This window comes from Burkholderia anthinoferrum (genome assembly GCF_002925705.1).
Taxonomy (GTDB): Bacteria; Pseudomonadota; Gammaproteobacteria; order Burkholderiales; family Burkholderiaceae; genus Burkholderia; species Burkholderia semiarida.
Map to the genome: position 1 here is coordinate 80,080 of NZ_LFZP01000035.1, position 16,641 is coordinate 96,720.

16 protein-coding genes and 1 pseudogene are annotated in these 16,641 nt (G+C 67.8%); 4 read left to right on the forward strand and 13 right to left on the reverse strand.

Annotation, left to right across the window (positions count from 1 at the left end; all coding sequences use genetic code 11):
- Nucleotides 1–218 precede the first annotated feature (218 nt).
- Nucleotides 219–1,439: a CaiB/BaiF CoA transferase family protein gene (locus C5F75_RS11945; RefSeq protein WP_059575941.1), complete on the forward strand. Its 1,221-nt coding sequence runs from the start codon at nt 219–221 to the stop codon at nt 1,437–1,439.
- Nucleotides 1,440–1,481: 42 nt separating this feature from the next.
- Here C5F75_RS11945 and C5F75_RS11950 read toward each other — a convergent pair whose 3' ends face one another.
- From C5F75_RS11950 to C5F75_RS11960, 3 genes are all read right to left on the reverse strand, one after another.
- Nucleotides 1,482–2,063: a hypothetical protein gene (locus tag C5F75_RS11950; RefSeq protein WP_226093758.1), complete on the reverse strand. Its 582-nt coding sequence runs from the start codon at nt 2,061–2,063 to the stop codon at nt 1,482–1,484.
- A 287-nt stretch (nt 2,064–2,350) separates the two neighbouring features.
- Nucleotides 2,351–2,905 carry an RBBP9/YdeN family alpha/beta hydrolase gene (locus C5F75_RS11955; protein ID WP_059575943.1) on the reverse strand — a complete coding sequence of 185 codons (555 nt, stop codon included), beginning with the start codon at nt 2,903–2,905 and terminating at the stop codon, nt 2,351–2,353.
- Between the two features lie 191 nt (nt 2,906–3,096).
- A complete protein-coding gene (locus C5F75_RS11960; protein WP_006497729.1) occupies nt 3,097–3,306 on the reverse strand; it encodes an ornithine acetyltransferase in 210 nt (69 codons plus the stop codon).
- 253 nt (nt 3,307–3,559) lie between these two features.
- Here C5F75_RS11960 and C5F75_RS11965 point away from each other — a divergent pair, with 253 nt between their 5' ends.
- Nucleotides 3,560–5,269, forward strand: a complete 1,710-nt coding sequence (locus C5F75_RS11965; protein ID WP_059575944.1) for a glutamine--tRNA ligase/YqeY domain fusion protein — start codon at nt 3,560–3,562, stop codon at nt 5,267–5,269.
- A 117-nt stretch (nt 5,270–5,386) separates the two neighbouring features.
- On the opposite strand, the gene C5F75_RS11970 is transcribed toward C5F75_RS11965, so the two are convergent.
- The 3 genes from C5F75_RS11970 to C5F75_RS11980 all read right to left on the reverse strand — a co-directional run bounded on the left by C5F75_RS11970 (nt 5,387) and on the right by C5F75_RS11980 (nt 7,744).
- Nucleotides 5,387–5,860, reverse strand: a complete 474-nt coding sequence (locus tag C5F75_RS11970; RefSeq protein WP_059575946.1) for an NUDIX hydrolase — start codon at nt 5,858–5,860, stop codon at nt 5,387–5,389.
- Nucleotides 5,861–5,868: 8 nt separating this feature from the next.
- On the reverse strand, nt 5,869–6,255 hold the full coding sequence (locus C5F75_RS11975; RefSeq protein WP_059575947.1) for a hypothetical protein: 387 nt from the start codon (nt 6,253–6,255) through the stop codon (nt 5,869–5,871).
- Between the two features lie 139 nt (nt 6,256–6,394).
- Complete coding sequence (locus C5F75_RS11980) at nt 6,395–7,744, reverse strand: cytochrome-c peroxidase (protein ID WP_059575950.1); 1,350 nt, start codon at nt 7,742–7,744, stop codon at nt 6,395–6,397.
- Nucleotides 7,745–7,965: 221 nt separating this feature from the next.
- Between C5F75_RS11980 and C5F75_RS11985 the strand changes: the two genes are divergently transcribed.
- Nucleotides 7,966–9,552 carry an acid phosphatase gene (locus tag C5F75_RS11985; protein ID WP_104012274.1) on the forward strand — a complete coding sequence of 529 codons (1,587 nt, stop codon included), beginning with the start codon at nt 7,966–7,968 and terminating at the stop codon, nt 9,550–9,552.
- Between the two features lie 121 nt (nt 9,553–9,673).
- Here the strand turns inward: C5F75_RS11985 and C5F75_RS11990 are convergent, their stop codons facing one another.
- The 6 genes from C5F75_RS11990 to C5F75_RS12015 are packed head-to-tail and all read right to left on the reverse strand — an operon-like array spanning nt 9,674 to nt 15,324.
- The gene (locus C5F75_RS11990; protein ID WP_104012275.1) at nt 9,674–11,152 is read right to left on the reverse strand and encodes an alginate export family protein; all 1,479 of its coding nucleotides are present in this window, start codon (nt 11,150–11,152) and stop codon (nt 9,674–9,676) included.
- Complete coding sequence (locus C5F75_RS11995) at nt 11,149–11,847, reverse strand: YoaK family protein (RefSeq protein ID WP_104012276.1); 699 nt, start codon at nt 11,845–11,847, stop codon at nt 11,149–11,151. The genes C5F75_RS11990 and C5F75_RS11995 overlap by 4 nt, the downstream gene beginning before the upstream one ends.
- The gene (locus C5F75_RS12000; protein WP_104012277.1) at nt 11,844–12,758 is read right to left on the reverse strand and encodes a glyoxalase; all 915 of its coding nucleotides are present in this window, start codon (nt 12,756–12,758) and stop codon (nt 11,844–11,846) included. Before C5F75_RS12000 ends, C5F75_RS11995 begins: the two co-directional genes overlap by 4 nt.
- A gap of 26 nt (nt 12,759–12,784) precedes the next feature.
- Nucleotides 12,785–13,246, reverse strand: coding sequence for a DoxX family protein (locus tag C5F75_RS12005; protein ID WP_104012278.1), 462 nt, complete (start codon nt 13,244–13,246; stop codon nt 12,785–12,787).
- A gap of 1 nt (nt 13,247) precedes the next feature.
- On the reverse strand, nt 13,248–15,137 hold the full coding sequence (locus C5F75_RS12010; protein ID WP_104012279.1) for an amidohydrolase: 1,890 nt from the start codon (nt 15,135–15,137) through the stop codon (nt 13,248–13,250).
- A 19-nt stretch (nt 15,138–15,156) separates the two neighbouring features.
- Nucleotides 15,157–15,324 (reverse strand): DUF1427 family protein, encoded by a 168-nt coding sequence (locus C5F75_RS12015; protein WP_059573780.1) that lies wholly within the window; start codon nt 15,322–15,324, stop codon nt 15,157–15,159.
- Between the two features lie 101 nt (nt 15,325–15,425).
- Between C5F75_RS12015 and C5F75_RS12020 the strand changes: the two genes are divergently transcribed.
- Nucleotides 15,426–16,349, forward strand: coding sequence for a LysR family transcriptional regulator (locus C5F75_RS12020; RefSeq protein ID WP_059573781.1), 924 nt, complete (start codon nt 15,426–15,428; stop codon nt 16,347–16,349).
- 63 nt (nt 16,350–16,412) lie between these two features.
- On the opposite strand, the pseudogene C5F75_RS12025 reads toward C5F75_RS12020, so the two are convergent.
- A pseudogene (locus tag C5F75_RS12025) lies at nt 16,413–16,641 on the reverse strand (hydrolase); the annotation flags it as partial.

Sequence of the window (16,641 nt, forward strand, 5' to 3'; positions counted from 1 at the left end):
GGCATGGATTCGGAAACGATCGATTATACGGGATCGGGGCCGGCTTCCGGGCAAAGCGCCGGCGAGGCGGCTCGACCCTCCGGACGACCGGTCGGAGCCTGTTCCCGCTGATAACGGGCTCCAGGCCACCCGCGCGGCCGATTCGCCTTAAGATGCTCGGCATGCCAATCGGCCTTGCCCGACAACGCAGGCCCGCCATGAAAGGAGACGATTCGACGATGGGTGCCCTGAGCCATATCCGCGTGCTGGACCTGACCCGCGTGCTCGCGGGCCCGTGGTGCGCGCAGACCCTTGCCGATTTCGGCGCGGACGTGATCAAGGTCGAGCGCCCGGGCGCCGGCGACGACACGCGCCACTGGGGGCCGCCGTACCTGAAGGACGCGGACGGCGCAGATACCGCCGAGGCCGCGTACTACCTCGCGGCGAACCGCAACAAGCGCTCGGTGACGGTCGACATCGCGACGCCCGAGGGCCAGCAGATCGTGCGCGAGCTTGCCGCGCAGAGCGACGTCGTGCTCGAGAACTACAAGGTCGGCCAGTTGAAGAAATACGGGCTCGACTACGACTCGCTGCGCGCGGTGAAGCCCGATCTCGTCTACTGCTCGGTCACCGGCTTCGGCCAGACCGGCCCGTACGCGCACCGCGCCGGCTACGACTTCATCGTGCAGGGGATCGGCGGCTTCATGAGCATCACCGGCGAACGCGACGGCGAGCCGGGCGGCGGCCCGCAGAAGGCCGGCGTCGCGATCGCCGATCTCGCGACCGGCCTCTATTCGACGATCGCGGTGCTCGCCGCCCTCGCGCACCGCGACCGCACGGGCGAAGGCCAGTACATCGACATGGCGCTGCTCGACGTGCAGGTCGCGCTGCTCGCTAACATGAACACCAACTTCCTCGCGAGCGGCAAGCCGCCGGTGCGCTGGGGCAACGCGCATCCGAACATCGTGCCGTACCAGACGTTCCAGACGAGCGACGGCTGGATCATCGTCGCGGTCGGCAACGACGGGCAGTTCCGCAAGTTCGTCGAGGCGGGCGGGCGGCCCGAGCTGGCGGACGATGCGCGCTTCGCGACGAACCCGTCGCGCGTGCGCCATCGCGACACGCTGGTGCCGATCCTCGCGGAGATGGTGAAGGCGCGCGACAAGGCCGACTGGATCGGCGCGCTCGAAGCGGCCGGCGTGCCGTGCGGGCCGATCAACGATCTCGGCGAGGTGTTCGACAACGAGCAGGTGGTCGCGCGCGGGATGCAGGTGTCGCTGCCGCATCCGTGCGGCGCGGACGTGAAGCTCGTGCGCAACCCGATCCGGATGAGCGCGACGCCGCCCGACGCGCGCACGGCCCCGCCGCTGCTCGGCGCGCAGACGGAAGACGTGCTGCGCGACATGCTCGGCTACGACGACGAGCGGATCGCCGCGTTGAAGGCGAAGCAGGCGATCTGAGCGGCGCGGCGGCGGGCCGGAACGGGAGCGCCCGCCGTCCGGTCAGCGCCGGGCCAGCGTATCGCAGCCGCCGGCCAGCGCCGCAAGCGCCGCGCGCGATGGCGAACGCACAACTGCCGCGTAGCCACCGTGCCCGGCCCACAGACCGTCGACGGCGATGGCGACCGCGTCCGAATCCGCCGCGGCCAGGAAGACGACCGGCGGCGGCGGCTCGGACGCAATGCGATCACGGATATCCAGCCGCCCGATCTGCTGCGGAAATCCGCGCGCGAGGTCGGCCGGGTCGAGCTGCCGTTGCGCGACGATCGTCGAAAAGGACTCGAGGTGCGCGGCCAGATCCGCCGACGCCACGCATTGCCGGGGGGCACGCCCATCCGCATAAGTCACCTGCACCGCGAACCGCGCCGCGGGCTGTGAGCGCTGCGCGGTCAGCGTGAGCGCAGCGGTCGTATAGGTCAGCGACATCACTTCGTCGGGCAGCACGCTGAGCAGGTCGGTGCCGGGATCGATCCGTATGGGGCTGTCGGTCCAGTCGGCGAGGCTGCGCCAGCCGAAACCGGCGAGCAGACCGACCAGCATCGCCAGACACGGGATCGCGAATCGCGTTGCCGATGCGATCTTCACGATACCTGCACCGCGGTTCCCATCGGAGCCCAGTCGAACAGTGCTTCGCGTCGGCCTCGCCTCGAGCCGCTCGACATGGCCCCTCCTTCCAATCGAATTGAACAGGCCGTCACTTTATCGGCCCGGCCGATCAGAAAGTCATGGGGTTGGTCACAACACGCAGTCGGTTGCGCGTCGCGCCCAAGACAATCGGACGCGCAGCAAGGCGCACGTCGCGCCGCGACGCATCGCATGAAATTCGCGCTTGGTTAAAAAATGTGTCCGATTCGGTGAACCACGACCGGCAGTCAGTCCGTCGTCCCCAGCGCCTCGAGCCAGCCGCGCGCTTCCGGCCATTCCCCGAGCCCGCTGTCCGCGTTGATGTGGCCGCGCGGGCCGAGGTCATGGAACGTGCTGCCCCATGCTTTCGCGCAATCGCGTGCGAACGCGAGCGAACCGTACGGATCGTCGCTGCTCGCGACGACGCAGGTCGGAAACGGCACTCGCTCGTGCGGCACCGGGCCGAAGCCATGCGCGTCGGCCGGAAACGCCGGCCCGGCAGGATCGGGCAGCGCGACCAGCAATGCGCCGCGCACTTTCGCGAGCGCGGCCGGCCGCGCGTAGCGGGTCGCCCACCATGCGGTGGTCAGCGTGCCGAGACTATGGGCGGCGATCAGCACGGGCCCGCGCGCGCCTTCGACCGCACGATCGAGCGCGCGACACCAGCCGTTGCGGACCGCGTGGTTCCAGTCCGGCATCGCAATCCGCACGAAACGCGGATCGGCACGCTCCCAACGGCTTTGCCAGTGAAGCGGGCCCGAATTGGCGTAACCCGGCAAGACGAAAACGACGGAGTCGGTCATGGAAGGATTCGTCGACGAATGGAGTCATGTAGTAGCGTCGACGCAGTGTCGCACACCCGCCTCTCCCTGATGGTGCCTGTCAAAATCCAGGGGATGTGCTTGAACCTCGAGCGGGTCGTGACGCGTTCAGGCAGGCGCACGACCGTGGCCGGCGGTCAAGCGCCCGCGTCGCGGGCGCTCGCCGACGTGAATCAGCGTACGCCGGCGCCGACCAGGCCGCCTGCCGCCGCGCCGGCCACCGTGCCGACCGGGCCGCCCGTGATCAGGTAGCCGAGCGCGCCGCCCGCGGCCGCGCCAATCCCGGCGTTACGCTGCGTATGCGTCATCGCGCATGCGCCGAGTTGCGACAGGGCCGCGACGATCACCGCGGTACGAACGAGAAAAGTGGTCTTCTTCATCATGGTTGTTGGCTTCCTTCCACCGCGCAAAATTGCGACCGGCGGCGTTGAATCGGTAAAGCCATCATAGGAAAAGCCGAACGGCGCGGGCAATCCGATTTACGTCGTGTTACAGCCGACACACACTCGATATATTGCGACACGCATCGCGACTGGACCGCGGCCGACCGGCAGGCCGCGCGGGACGGACCCCGGTCAGGTAGAATTACAGGATTAAACCGGCGCGACGCGCCGACACAACCCTGACGCCAACCGCATGAGCACCGAACGCAACGACGCCCCCGCGGCTTCCAATTTCATCCGCAACATCATTGACGACGACAACCGCACCGGCAAATGGGGCGGCCGCGTCGAGACGCGCTTCCCGCCCGAGCCGAACGGCTATCTGCATATCGGTCACGCGAAGAGCATCTGCCTGAACTTCAGCGTCGCGCGCGACTACGGCGGCGTGTGCCACCTGCGCTTCGACGACACGAACCCGGAAAAGGAAAGCGTCGAATACGTCGACTCGATCGTCGACGCGGTGCGCTGGCTCGGCTTCGACTGGCGCAAGGACGCGGTCGATCACCAGTATTTCGCGAGCGACTACTACGACAAGCTGTACGAGTTCGCCGAGCTGCTGATCAAGCGCGGCAAGGCGTACGTCGACAGCCAGAGCGCCGACGAAATGCGCGCGAACCGCGGCTCGCTGACCGAAGGCGGCAAGCCGTCGCCGTTCCGCGAGCGCACGCCGGACGAAAACCTCGACCTGTTCCGCCGGATGAAGGCCGGCGAGTTCAAGGAAGGCGAGCACGTGCTGCGCGCGAAGATCGACATGGCTTCGCCGAACATGAACATGCGCGACCCGGTGATCTACCGGATCCGCTACGCGCACCACTACCGCACCGGCGACGCATGGTGCGTGTATCCGATGTACGACTACACGCACTGCATCTCGGATGCGCTCGAAGGCATCACGCATTCGCTGTGCACGCTCGAATTCGAGGATCACCGCCCGCTGTACGACTGGGTGCTGAACGAACTCGCGGAAGCCGGCGTGTTCACGCGCCCGCTGCCGCAGCAGATCGAGTTCTCGCGGCTGAACCTCACGTACGCGATCACCAGCAAGCGCAAGCTGCTGCAGCTCGTCACCGAAGGCCACGTCGACGGCTGGGACGACCCGCGCATGCCGACGATCGTCGGCGTGCGCCGCCGCGGCTTCACGCCCGAGAGCATTCACCTGTTCTGCGAGCGGATTGGCGTGACGAAGATCGATTCGTGGATCGACATGAGCGTCTTCGAAGGCGCGCTGCGCGACGACCTCGACGACAAGGCCGCGCGCACGGTCGCGGTGCTCGATCCGCTGAAGCTCGTGATCGACAACTATCCGGAAGACCTCGAGGAAGCCTGCACGGCGCCCGTGCATCCGCATCATCCGGACCGCGGCGTGCGCACGTTCCCGATCTCGCGCGAACTGTGGATCGAGCGCGAGGATTTCGTCGAGAACCCGCCGAAGGGCTATTTCCGCCTGTTCCCGGGCAACAAGGTACGCCTGCGCTACGGCTACGTGATCGAATGCACGGGCTTCGACAAGGACGCCGACGGCAACGTGACGGCCGTGCACTGCAACTACTTCCCGGACAGCAAGTCGGGCACGGAAGGCGCGAACAACTACAAGGTCAAGGGCAACATCCACTGGGTCAGCGCGAAGCACGCGCAGCCGGCCGAAGTGCGGATCTACGACCGCCTGTTCAAGGAGCCGCATCCGGACGCGGGCGGCGCGAACTTCCTCGACGCGCTGAACCCCGATTCGAAGAAGATCGTGCAGGCGTACGTCGAGCCGGGCAACGGCGACATCGCGCCGGAAACGCGCGTGCAGTTCGAGCGCCACGGCTACTTCGTTGCGGATCGTGTCGATTCGAAGCCGGGCAAGCCGGTGTTCAACCGGATCGTCGGGTTGCGCGACAGCTGGGGCAAGCCGGCTTGACGGCCTGTTCCGCGCGGCGGCATGCGGATTCGCAAACCGCCGTTGCCTGATCATGAAAAAACCGGCTCCAGGGCCGGTTTTTTCATGTGAGTCGAAGCGAAACGCGGCAGCGTCCGTTCACGCACCCGACAACCGCCGATGCAGCTCCACCAGCGACAGCTTCGTGCGAAACAGCCGCGCGAGACTGCGGCTCGCATACGCATCGATGTCGCCCGGCACGGTCCAGCGATACGCATCCATCTCCGGAATCATCGAGCCGTCGCGGCGGCTCGGAAACAGCGACGTACACGTGCAGTGCGCGGGGTCGATCTCGCCTTCGGCCGCCAGCACCGCGAACAGGTGCAGGTCCTTGTCGTGCCGGTACGCGAAGCGGCCGAGATCGAGCAGCCGCGCGGCGTCCAGCTCGATGCCGGTTTCCTCCAGCAGTTCGCGCAGCGCGGCGTCGGCCGGCGTCTCGCCCGGCTCGCCCTGCCCCTTCGGGATGTCCCAGTGCGTGGTGTCGGTCGCGTGCGCGAGGAACACGCGGCCGGCCGCATCGAGGATCACGACGCCGCATGACACCGTGCGCGGCGCGCCGCCCCGCTTCGTCACGCGCGTGCTCAGCGCTTCTGCAACTGCCACTTGCCCGCGGCCGTCTTGCAGTAGACGGGCTTGAGCGTCATCGTCTGGCCCTTCGCCGTGATTTCGGTCGCGATTTCGCGGCAGGTCTTGCCGTCCGCCTCGGTCGTGCTCGGCGTGAGCTTCGCGTCGATCTGCGTGCCGCGGCCGCTGCTCTGCCACGTCGTGGTTTCGCCGTCCTTGCCTTCGTCGCGCGCCTGCACGACCGCCTTCGAGAGCGACGCGCGGTCGGCCTTGCTGAAATAGCTGATCGGCGTGTCGTTCAGGAAATTCAGGTTGTTCTGCGCATGGGCGGGCAGCATCGCGGCTGCGCACGCGGCGCCGGCCAGCACGCGCGTGACGACGGAAAGGGATGCACGCATCGACATGTTTTTCTCCTTGGATGTTCGATCGAACGGCGCGGCGCATGCCGGCGAACCGGGGGCCGGCCTTCCGGCGGCCGGCGCTCCGGCACGCGCCGCGCCCGTCAGCGAGCGAGCATAGCATGCGTGCTGCGATGAATGCCTTCTAGGGCTTCGCCGGTGCGCCCGTTTGCTGATATCCGTCAGTCAGCGTGCCGAGGAACGCGATCACGTCCTTGATCTCCGCCGCATTCAGCGCCGGCTGGTCGCCGCGCTTGCGGTCGAACGGCGGCTCGCGGTTGATGTTCGTCCAGTAGCGCTTCGGCAAATCGTCGTAAATCTGCACCTTGCCGTGCACGACCGGATAGAACTTCTCCGGATGGATGTCGCGTTCGACGTAGAAACGCATCACGTCCTCGAGCGAGTGATACACGCCGTTGTGGAAGAACGTCTTGCGCAGCGCGACGTTGCGCAGCGACGGCGTGCGGAACAGCCCGCAGAATTCGTCACGCCCTTTCAGGTCGGTGCGCTCAGGCCCGCACGCGCCGAGATCGTAAAAGCGCGGGTCGCGATTGACGGGCAACGCGCGGTTGCGCGGCACCGCGATCGCGATCAGCCCGAAATCGCTGAACTGCGGCGGGCCGCCTTCGAGCGTGCGCTGGCTGATGTGGCAACTCGCGCAGTTGCCCTTCTTTTCGTCGTTGAACAGCTGCAGCCCGTGCAACTCCGCGGGCGTGAGCCGCGCGTGGCCGGCCAGATACGCGTCGTATTTGCTCGTGTACGGATCGAACAGCGCCGGCTGCTGCTGGAATGCGTCGAGCGCGCGCAGCACCGCATCGAACGTCGCGCGATCGTCGCCGAGCACCTGATCGCCGAACGCCTTGCGGAATGCGTCGGCATACGGCGCGGCGCGCACCGCCTTCGCCACGCGCGCGGGCGAGCTGCTCATCTCGAACGGCGACGTGAGCGGAATGCGCGCCTGCGCATCGCGCGTATCGACGCGGCCATCCCAGGTCAGCCCGCCGGTCGGACCCGCGTCGACGCTTTCGTCGCCTTCGTCCGGCGAATCGTGGAAGTGCTCGCTGAACGGCGGGATGCCGCGCAGGTACTTCAGCGACGGCACCGCGCGAAAGCCGGTGCGGTGCATGTCGTCGCCGCCGAGCTGCACCGACAGCGCATTCGGCGGCCCGAACGCATGCTCGGCGCTGTGGCACGACGCGCAAGCCAGCTTGCCGGACCCGGACAGCGACGGATCGAAGAACAATTGCTTGCCGAGCGCCGTCATCTGCTTCACGCCCTCGAACACCTGCGCGCGCGTCTGCGGCTGGGTGGCCGGCGCGACCGCCGGGGCGGCCGGGGCCGCCTGAGCCGCCGGTACGACGGACGCGGCCGATGCGGTCGTGCCGGGCCGCGCGTCGCAACCGGCGAACGCCGCGAGCGCGCCGACCACCGCGAGCGTCGCCGCGGCGGAGATCAGCGATCGCGCGGACGCGCAGGATTTCAGAAGGGTGTGCATCGTCGTTGTTCTGGTAGCGGTGGGCAATCGGCCGGAGCTTATGTCAGTTCCGTGACCGTTCAATGACGTTCCACCGACAGTCAATTGAAAGCGCCCCTACACCCTGCTGTCAAATCGGTTCCAGATAATGCGCGCAGCCGGGCGATACCGCGAGGTTCGCGCGCCGGCCCTCCCGCCCCGGTTCCCACACGCGACCAACGACGAATGAGAGAGAACATCGCATGAAGAAGCACGCCTGGATTCGCTACACGCCGATCGCCCTCGCGGCCGCGCTCGGCCTGACCGCCTGCGGCGGCGACGACGTCACGCAGCAGGGTCTGTCGGCCGTCAAGAACGTCGTCGTGATTTACGCGGAAAACCGCAGCTTCGACAACCTGTACGGCAACTTCCCGGGCGCGAACGGCCTGCAGAACGCGACGGCCGTGAACTCGGTGCAGAAGGATCGCGACGGCTCGACGATGGCGACGCTGCCGAAGATCTGGGGCGGCCTGACCGCGACCGGCATCACGCCGGCGGTGACCGAGGCGATGACGGCGAACCTGCCGAACGCGCCGTTCGCGATCGACGACCCGAAAGGCTTCAACCAGTCGATGAGCATCGCGACGCGCGACATCGTGCACCGCTTCTACCAGGACCAGATGCAGATCAACGGCGGCAAGAACGACATGTACGCCGCATGGACCGACGCGGGCGGCCTGACGATGGGCCACTACACGGCCGATCCGTCGAAGCTGCCGCTGTGGAAGATCGCGCAGCAGTACGTGCTGGCCGACAACTTCTTCATGGGCGCGTTCGGCGGCTCGTTCCTGAACCACCAGTACCTGATCTGCGCGTGCGCACCGTACTACCCGAACGCCGACAAGAGCCCGGCGGCCGGCAAGATCGCCGTGCTCAATGCCGACGGCAAATCGCTGAAGGTGGCGACGAACTCGCCGGCCTCCGCGCTGAGCGGCCCGCCGAAGTTCGTCAACGACGGCGCGCTCACGCCCGACTTCTACGGCATCAATACGATGCAGCCGGCGTATCAGCCGAGCGGCAACAAGGCGGCCGCGGGCGGCGACCCGCTGCTCGCCGACCCGGCCAATCCGTCGACGATGCCGCCGCAGACGGCGACCAACATCGGCGACCTGATGACCAACGCGGGCGTGTCGTGGGCGTGGTATGCGGGCGCATGGGGCCAGGCGCTGCAGGCGAGCCAGAACGGCACGTCGAACGTGATCTACGGCGCCGACCTGTCGACGCCGAACTTCCAGCCGCACCACCAGCCGTTCAACTACTTCGCGAACCAGGCGCCGGGCACCGCGAGCCGCGCGCAGCACCTGCTCGACGGCGGTGCGAACGGCGCCGAGTTCATCAAGGCGATCGATGCGGGCACGCTGCCGCAGGTCACGTTCTACAAGCCGCAAGGCAACCTGAACGAACACCCGGGCTACACGGACGTCACGTCCGGCGACCAGCACATCGCCGACGTGATCGCGCACCTGCAGGCCAGCCCGCAATGGAAGAACATGGTCGTGGTCGTCACGTACGACGAAAACGGCGGCTTCTGGGATCATGCGACGCCGCCGAACGCCGACCGCTGGGGCCCGGGCACGCGCATTCCGGCGCTGATCGTGTCGCCGTTCGCGAAGAAGGGCTTCGTCGATCATACGCAGTACGACACGGGCTCGATCCTGCGCTTCATCACGCGCCGCTTCTCGCTGCCGCGCCTCGCGGGCCTGCAGCAACGCGACGACGCGCTGAAGGCGAACGGCGCGCAGCCGATGGGCGACCTGACGAACGCGCTCGCGCTGTCGCCGAACCTGTAATCGCATCGCGTCCACCGCGAACGGGGCCGGTCGCACGGCCGGCCCGGACCCCGGACGAACGAAGGGCAGCCCCGCGGGGCTGCCCTTTTTCATGCCGCGGGCGGGTTGCCGCGCGCGGCCGTCACCACCCGTACTTCAGCTCGACACCGACGTAATCCGCGTTGTGCCCGCCCGCCTGCCGGATCGCGTCGCCGACCTGGAAGTGCACGGCCTCGACCGCGCCGATCAGGTTCGCGGCGATCGTCCAGTCCGCGCGCAACTGCACGTACATGCCCGTCCACAGGCCGCCCTTGCCTGCCGTGCCCGGCACGGGGATGTTCGGCTGCTGATAGACGGCGTCGCCGGTCGTCTCGCGCCACTGGAAGCCCAGCGCGCCGAGCAGCGACAGGTTCGCCGCCGGTTTCAGCGTCACGGACGGCTTCACGTGGATCAGGTTCGCGTAACTCGTATAGCCGGCCAGCGTGAAGTAATAGCCGTTCGGAAACAGCGGATTGAACGTGCCGACGCGGCCGTCGCGCGAATGCCGGTCGCCCGATGCCGCATCGACCTGCAGCGCGATGCGCGGCGACCACGGCGCGTCGAGCCTGTAGCCGGCGATCGATCCGACGGCCCACGCGCCGATCGTGGCGTTGCCGACCGTGCCGGTCTGCAGCATCGTTTCGAGATCCCAATCGAAGCGCCCGTGCGTGCCCGCGTAGCGAACGTCCCACACGTCGCGATGCTCGGGGCCGCTCGCATCGAGGAACCGCGCATTGCGGCGGTTGTAGCGCGACCAGTAGCCGGACAGGTCGCCCGGCCCGACCGATTGCCGCTCGAAGCGCACGCCGCTGAACGTGAGATCGCGATTCGACACGTCGTCGAAATCGGACGCGTTGCGGTTCTGCACCGGCTGCGTCGCATAGCCGATGAAGCGCCACTTCCCGTATTCGTAATCGGCCCACACCGCATCGAACGCGAGCCGCACGTTCGGGCCGTCGCGCGCGGCGATGAAGCGCTGCAGGTCGAACGCCATCTCCTGCCGGCCGACGCGAAACTTGACCGTGCCGCCGCCGAGCGCGCCCGTGTAGGTCGCGAATGCCTGTTCGAGATCGAGCGGATTCCTGTCGACGGGCGACGCCGCGTTCTTGCCGAACGCGCGTGCGTCCTGCAATTGCACGAAGAATTGCCAGTGCGGGCCGAGATGCGCATCGGCATGCACTTCGACGCGCTGGATCACGTACGTATCCGATTGCGCGGAGCCGATGCCGAACAGCGGCGCGTCGTTGGTCTCGAGCCGCTCGCGCAGGTTCACGCCGAGCGACAGATAGGATTGCGGGTCGTTGCCGAGCGGGAGGTACTTCAACCCGTCGAGCGGCTTGCGCGGCACGCACGGATTCGCGAGCACCGACCAGTCTTCCTGCCAGCGGTTGAACAGGACGGTCGGGCGTTTGACGCTGCACGTCGATGCAGGCGTCGACGCCGACGACGCAGTCGAGCTCGACGCGGCTGCCGTTTCCGCGACCGCATCGGCGCCCGCGAACAGCAGCCCGGCGACGATCGACAACCGCGCGGCCCGCTGGACGCGGCGGCGGCAGGGCCTCGTTCGCCTCCGCTCGATCATGCGCGCTCCGGGGTGGTCGTACCGGCCGCCCGCGACGCACACAGCGCAAGCACGGCCAGCGCACCCACGGGCGCGAGCAACGCCAGAAACCCGACGTAGCGGAACCCGAGCGCACCGCCCGCCGCACCCAGCGCGAACGCGACGATCGCCGGCAGCATCTTCGCGAAGCGCGCGCGCGCCGTTGCCCGCGCACCGTCGGCCGTGCGGGCGGACAGCATGTCGACGACGTCGAGGATCGCCTGCGTGACGTTGCCGGTCATCACCGTGTTCGGCACGCCGCCCGCACGCGCGATCACGCGCGGATGCGCGTTCTGCACGCCCATCGCGAACGTGCCGACGATGCCGGCCAAGAGCGCCGGCAGGCTGTCGGGCTGCGTGACGGGCGTCGCCCACACGCCGGCCGCGCAGAAGCCGAGCAGCAGCACGGCCTGCACCGCGTGCAGCACGCGCATGCCGTGCCACGCGGGCCGCGCGGCCATCGACCGCGCGATCAGGCTCGCCGCGATCACGCCGCACACGAACGCCGGAAACACGCTGAGCTTCAGCACGACGCCCTGGCCGAAGCCCGCGATGCCCGCGCCGATCAGCACGAAGTTGCCGGTCACGTGCGCGGTGAACAGCCCGAACAGCGCGACGAAGCTCAGCGTGTCGACGAAGCCGGCCACCGCGGCAAGGATCGTGTCCTCGTGCTTCATCGCGCCGCGCTCGCGTGAATCTCGGCGACGTAACCGCCCGGGAACTGCACGAGCGCCGCGTCGCGCCCGTCCGACTTGAACGGCGGCACGAGCACCGTCACGCCCGCGGCTTCGGCCTGCTTCAGCGTCGCGGCGAGATCGGGCACTTCGTAGCCGGTCATCTCGCGCCCGAACGGGTACGGCAAGTGGCCGTCCGTCACCAGCACGGTCATCTTGCCGAAGCCCGACTCGATGCGAATGCGGCGGTACGTATCGTCCGGCCGGCCGATTTCGATGCCCGGCGCCTTCGGGTCGTCGGACACCACCTTGCCTTTCGAGAACTTGACGAAATCGTGCACGAACTTGCGCACGCTTTGCGGCGACACGTAGACGCGATTCTCGGGAATGGTCTGCAACGCATCGTAGTGCGGCGCCTGCGTGTGCCAGTACAGCTGCATGTTCACGCCGCCTGCCCACGTGATGATCGCGTCGCGGCCGATCGGGTCGGGGAACGTGTCGACGATCACGTCGGCGCCATGCTCGCGCGCCGACTTCACGGCCGCGTCCATGTCGGTCACGAGATAGCCGGTGCGCTCCTCGCAGAACGGATACGGGATCGGCGTCTTGAAACCGAACACCGAGATCGTGCCGACCGGCGTCAGCACGAGCTGCGACATCGTCTGGCTCGGCGTCGGCGTGACCTGGAACACGCCCTGCTTCGACTTCTTGCCGCCGAACGTCGCGACGAAGCTGTCGGTGAAGCGGTCGAAGTCTTCGGGGGCGACGCACACGTGCGTCGTGTCGTACTGCGGACCGACGGCCACCGTGGGTGTGACTGCCGGCGGCACCGGCGGTTTCGCGAACGCCGTCGGCGCGCCGGCAAGACCGCCCGCGAACATCGCGGCGAGCAGCAGGGAACGAATGGATTTCATCAAAGGATTTCCTGATTGTTGCATCGTCATCGAATGGAACGGCCATCATCGGCCGATTGCCGCGCATCGTCGAGCACCGTCGCGAGCACGAGTGCCGCGATCAGCCCGAGATGCTCGAAAAAGCTGTTGAGCGCCATGAAACGCTCGGCGCCCGTCCGGTTCCAGAAATCGTTCGCCACGACCATCGCGACGAGCGTCAGCATACCGAGGCTGCCGGCGCCGAGCCACGTGAAACGGCGAAATGCCACGCACAGCGAGCCGGCGATCTCGACCGCGATCGCGAGCGCCGCCCACAGCGCGGCCGGCCGCAGGCCGAAATGCGCCTGCTCCGCAACCGCGCCGTGAAAGTCGAGCGCCTTCGCGACGCCGCCGAGCAGGTAAGCGGACACCAGTGCGAGCCGCACGAGCGGCGGCACCCACGGCTGCCCGAGCAGCGCGCGGACCCATGCCGGGTTGCCGGCGCCGCCGCGATGGATCGGGGCCGCCATATCAGACCGCCCAGCACGAACAGCCGAACGCGCCCCAGAAACCCTTCGCGTCCGACGTCGGCAACGCGTTCGCCCATGCGCTCGCGTGCGCATGCTGGTGAACGTTGCATTCGTTCGCGCAGCCGCACATCGCGGCGGCCGCGGCGCGCTGCAACGGCGCGCCGACGCGCTGCGTCGCGCCCCAGCCGCCATAGCCGCCGAACTCGCGCACCGGCGACCAGTCCGGCATCGCCGGCGGGATCGGCGCGTCGTGCGACGCGAACGGCCCCGCGCCCCACACGATCTTCCCGTCGACCACCGTCAGCAACGCGGTCGTGCCGGCGATGTCGTCTTCCGCGCACGCGAAGAAATCGCGATCGGGGACCACGAGGTCGGCAAGCTGCCCCACCGCGATGCGCCCTTTCTTGCCTTCCTCGTTCGAGAACCACGTCACGTACTCGGTCCACATCCGCAGCGCGGTTTCCCGATCGAGCAGGTTGCGCTGCGGATACAGGCGCATGCCGCCGACCGTCTTGCCCGTCACGAGCCACGCGAGCGACACCCACGGGTTGTACGACGCGACGCGCGTCGCGTCGGTGCCGGCCGACACCTTGAGCCCCTTGCCGAGCATCTTCGCGACAGGCGGCGTCGCCTCGGCGGCCTGCGCGCCGTAACGCTCGACGAAGTATTCGCCCTGGTACGCCATCCGGTGCTGCACCGCGATGCCGCCGCCGAGCGCGGCGATCCGGTCCATCGATTTCTCGGAGATGGTTTCCGCATGATCGAAGAACCAGTTCAGCCCGTCGAGCGGGATGTCTTCGTTGACCTTCTCGAACACGTCCAGCGCGCGGCTGATCGTTTCGTCATAGGTCGCGTGCATGCGCCACGGCCAGCGGTTTTCCGCGAGCACGCGCACGACGCCTTCGAGGTCGTCCTCCATCTGCGCGGGCAAATCCGGCCGCGCGACGCGGAAATCCTCGAAGTCGGCCGCGGAAAACGCCAGCATCTCGCCCGCGCCGTTATTGCGGAAGTAGTCGGTGCCGTCGTGGTACTTGACGCTCTTCGTCCAGTTCACGAAGTCTTCCTTCTCCGCGTTCGGCTTCTGCGTGAACAGGTTGTACGCGATCCGGATCGTCATCTCGCCCGCGTCGTGCAGCTTGCGGATCACTTCGTAATCGTCGGGATAATTCTGCGAGCCGCCGCCCGCGTCGATCACGCCCGTCACGCCGAGCCGGTTCAGCTCGCGCATGAAATGGCGCGTCGAGTTGTACTGATACTCGAACGGCAGCTTCGGCCCCTTCGCGAGCGTCGCGTAGAGGATCGTCGCGTTCGGGTTCGCGAGCAGCAGGCCGGTCGGATTGCCCGCGGCATCGCGCAGGATCGTGCCGCCCGGCGGCTCCGGCGTGTCCTTCGTATAGCCGACGACACGCAGCGCGGCCGCATTCAGCAGCGCGCGGTCGTACAGGTGCAGGATGAACACCGGCGTGTCCGGTGCAACCGCGTTGAGCTCATCGATCGTCGGCAGCCGTTTCTCGACGAACTGATGTTCGGTGAAGCCGCCGACGACGCGCACCCACTGCGGCGCGGGCGTCACGGCGACCTGGCGCTTGAGCATCTCCATCGCGACCGCGAGCGACGGTACGCCGTCCCAGCGCAGCTCCATGTTGTAGTTCAGGCCGCCACGAATCACGTGGCAGTGGTTGTCGATCAGGCCCGGCAGCACGCCGCGGCCGCCGAGATCGACCACTTTCGTCGCGCGGCCCGCGAGCGGCATGACGTCCGCGTCGCTGCCGACGGCGACGAAGCGGCCGGCGGCAATCGCGACGGCCGTCGCGACGGGGTTCGCGCGGTCGAGCGTCGTGAATCGTCCGTTATGCAGGATGAGATCGGGTTGAGTATCGGTTGCGCTCATGATTTTGTCCTCGATGCGGTCAGAAGCCGAGCCAGTGACGAACCGGCGCGATGGCCTGCGCGCCGACCAGCATGCCGGCGAGGCCCACCAGCGCAATCAGCGGCGGTGCCGGCGAGCGCACCCTGATCACGCTGTACACGACGCCGATCAGCACGCCGGCGCTCAGTGAAAGTAGATAAGATTCCATAACGATTTTTCTCCCGGCCGGATTAGAATGACCCGCATCGCATCGGCCGCATGCTTCGCCGCCCTCGCATTCCCTTCGCTTTCCCGTCATCCCGTCCGACCATGCAACACCTTCCTGATCTCGAAGCCTGGGCCATCTTCGCGCGCGTCGCGGAGACCGGTTCGTTCGCGAAAGCCGCGGAAACGCTCGGCGTATCGCAACCCACCGTATCGAAAGCGATCGCACGCCTCGAAAAGCGCCTCGGCGCGATGCTGCTGTACCGCACGTCGCGCAGGCTGTCGCTCACGCCGACCGGCGAACTGCTGCGCGACCGCGCGATCCGGCTGCTCGCCGATGCGGAACTGATCGAAAACGAAGCATCCGCGCAGGCGCTCGAGCCGCATGGCCTCGTGCGCGTGAATGCGCCGATGTCGTTCGGGCTGCGCCACCTGTCGCCGGTGCTGCCCGCGTTTCTCGAGCGCTATCCGCGCGTCGACATCGATCTCGTGCTGACCGACCACATCGTCGACATCGTGTCCGGCGGCTTCGACGTCGCGATCCGCATCGCGGAGCTCAGCGATTCGACGCTGCGCTCGCGCCGCCTCTGCGCGGTGCGCCGGCCGCTCGTCGCGTCGCCCGCGTATCTCGACCGGCGCGGCCGCCCCACGCATCCACGCGACATCGAACAGCACGTATGCCTGACGTACACGAACCTGCCGACGCCCGAGCACTGGCGCTTCCGTCATCCGGCATCGGGCGAGGATTTCGGTGTGAACGTGCACGGCCGCATTCGCACGAACAACGCGGACGTGATCCTCCCCGCGCTCGTCGGCGGTCATGGTCTCGCGCTGCAGCCCGAGTTCCTGGTATGGGACGAACTGCAGCGCGGCGAGCTCGAGGAAGTGATGAGCGACTGGAAGATCGCGGACATCAACGTGAACCTCGTCACGCCGCCCGGCATGCTGCGCGCCGCACGCGTGACGGTACTGCTCGATTTCCTCGCCGACCATTTCTCGCACGCGCCGTGGGCGCTGCCCGCCGCCTGAACGCGCGACGGCCGACGGCCGGCAATCGCCGCATCCCGTGCGGCGATCGCGGCCGGCGGCCCGTTACTTCGCCGGCACCGGCGGAATCGACTCGTGCGGCGTCGCGGTGCGCTGCGGCGCCTTGTGGAGCATCGTGTACGCGTAGTCCACGCCCATCCCGTATGCGCCAGAATGCTCCTTCGCGATCGCCATCACCGCGTCGTAGCTGTCGCGGCGCGCCCAGTCGCGCTGCCATTCGAGCAGCACCTGCTGCCACGTGACCGGCACCACGCCGGCCTGCACCATGCGCTGC

Bases quoted from the DNA above. Each gene is read 5' to 3' on its own strand.
- C5F75_RS12010 (WP_104012279.1), bottom strand. From the start codon at position 15,137: ATGAGCGCAACCGATACTCAACCCGATCTCATCCTGCATAACGGACGA.
- C5F75_RS12005 (WP_104012278.1), bottom strand. From the start codon at position 13,246: ATGGCGGCCCCGATCCATCGCGGCGGCGCCGGCAACCCGGCATGGGTC.
- C5F75_RS11955 (WP_059575943.1), bottom strand. From the start codon at position 2,905: ATGACCGACTCCGTCGTTTTCGTCTTGCCGGGTTACGCCAATTCGGGC.
- C5F75_RS12000 (WP_104012277.1), bottom strand. From the start codon at position 12,758: ATGAAATCCATTCGTTCCCTGCTGCTCGCCGCGATGTTCGCGGGCGGT.
- C5F75_RS12015 (WP_059573780.1), bottom strand. From the start codon at position 15,324: ATGGAATCTTATCTACTTTCACTGAGCGCCGGCGTGCTGATCGGCGTC.
- C5F75_RS12020 (WP_059573781.1), top strand. From the start codon at position 15,426: ATGCAACACCTTCCTGATCTCGAAGCCTGGGCCATCTTCGCGCGCGTC.
- C5F75_RS11975 (WP_059575947.1), bottom strand. From the start codon at position 6,255: ATGTCGATGCGTGCATCCCTTTCCGTCGTCACGCGCGTGCTGGCCGGC.
- C5F75_RS11980 (WP_059575950.1), bottom strand. From the start codon at position 7,744: ATGCACACCCTTCTGAAATCCTGCGCGTCCGCGCGATCGCTGATCTCC.
- C5F75_RS11960 (WP_006497729.1), bottom strand. From the start codon at position 3,306: ATGATGAAGAAGACCACTTTTCTCGTTCGTACCGCGGTGATCGTCGCG.
- C5F75_RS11985 (WP_104012274.1), top strand. From the start codon at position 7,966: ATGAAGAAGCACGCCTGGATTCGCTACACGCCGATCGCCCTCGCGGCC.
- C5F75_RS11965 (WP_059575944.1), top strand. From the start codon at position 3,560: ATGAGCACCGAACGCAACGACGCCCCCGCGGCTTCCAATTTCATCCGC.
- C5F75_RS11945 (WP_059575941.1), top strand. From the start codon at position 219: ATGGGTGCCCTGAGCCATATCCGCGTGCTGGACCTGACCCGCGTGCTC.
- C5F75_RS11990 (WP_104012275.1), bottom strand. From the start codon at position 11,152: ATGATCGAGCGGAGGCGAACGAGGCCCTGCCGCCGCCGCGTCCAGCGG.
- C5F75_RS11995 (WP_104012276.1), bottom strand. From the start codon at position 11,847: ATGAAGCACGAGGACACGATCCTTGCCGCGGTGGCCGGCTTCGTCGAC.